The sequence below is a fragment of the Rhodococcus sp. 3258 genome (genome assembly GCF_031456475.1).
GTDB classification, from domain to species: Bacteria; Actinomycetota; Actinomycetes; order Mycobacteriales; family Mycobacteriaceae; genus Rhodococcoides; species Rhodococcoides fascians.
On record NZ_JAVDUT010000019.1, the window covers coordinates 1 to 1,312 of the forward strand.

At 62.6% G+C, this 1,312-nt stretch carries 1 protein-coding gene; it reads right to left on the reverse strand.

The window, feature by feature from the left end; genetic code table 11:
• Positions 1–21: 21 nt before the first annotated feature.
• Positions 22–1,080 carry an IS110 family transposase gene (locus J2X62_RS25395; protein ID WP_310184225.1) on the reverse strand — a complete coding sequence of 353 codons (1,059 nt, stop codon included), beginning with the start codon at positions 1,078–1,080 and terminating at the stop codon, positions 22–24.
• Between the last annotated feature and the right edge of the window lie 232 nt (positions 1,081–1,312).

The following is a 1,312-nucleotide window of genomic DNA, read 5'->3' on the forward strand; positions in this document are numbered from 1 at the left end:
CATGTGATGCTCCTATGAGTGTCAAGTGGCAGTTTTCTGGGTGAGAAGTTGGAACATTTCGCGGGCGACGGCTCGTTTGAGGCAGCGGATTATGTCGCGTTTGCTCTTGCCTTCAGCGAGTCGTCGGTCGCGGTATTGCTGGGTGCGGGTGTCGTATTTGAGGCGGGCCATGACGATGACGTGCAACGCTCGGTTGGCCTGCCGGTTGCCGCCGCGGTTGAGTCGATGGCGGGTGGTTTTGCCCGAGGACGCGGGTAGGGGTGCGACACCGCAGAGGCTGGCGAATGCTGCTTCGGTGCTGACGCGGTGGGGGTTGTCACCGACGGTGATCAGCAACTGTGCTGCTGTTTCGTAGCCCACCCCGAACCGGCCGACGAGGTCTTCGGCGGCATCGTCGATGAGCACTGCGAGATTTTTGTCGAGTGCTTTGATGTCGGCGTCGAGGAGCTGGATCCGTCGCGCCACCGACCGCAGTGCAGTCTTGATCGCCGCGGTCAGTGCACCTGGAGTGACGGCGGTCGGGCGCAGTGCTGCGCATGCGTCGATCAATGCGACTGTGGTCAGACCCCGGAGCTGTTCTCGAATCGGTTCGGGCGCGTTGACGACGGCAGATTTGAGACCTGTGATCGCCTCGGCGCGAGCTTTCACCGCGGAGCGACGAGCGTTGTGCAGGAACCGAATTGCCTCGACGTCCCCGTCGTGGGTCTTCGGAATCGTGCGAGCCAGCCCGGCCGCAGCGATGCGAGCAGCACTGTAAGCATCGAGCGGATCGGATTTGCCGTGAAAGCGCCGCGAGCGGCGGTCGGTGCGGTCGACATCGACGACCTCGAGGCCCGCTGCGAGAAGGACCGTGGTCAGCGCGGAGCCGTAGCTTCCGGTGCCTTCGATTCCGACTCGGACGACGATGCCGGTCCCGATCAACCATGCCAGCAGTGCGCGGTAGCCGGCGCCGGTTGCCGGGAACTCTCGATCGCAGACTTTGCGGCCGAGGTGGTCGATGATCGCCGCGTGGTGGGTGTCTTTGTGAGTATCGATGCCTGCAATGACGGTGAGGCTGACATCGGGTGGGTTTTCGGTCATGCTGGACACTGGTTATCCCTTCGACAGGTGACCACGCACCGGCCGGGACGGCGGACAACACAGTGACGGGACTCTTTGGTCAGGCTCCTATCAAGTCACTCCGCCCACCGGTCGCGTGTGAACGATGTCCGTCGAGGCGAAGGCCGACACATCACATGAAAGACAGCCATCGGCGTCAGAGCGGAAACGAGTCATACCTTCCACCTCGACGAACAACTCCAGTATCACTGAG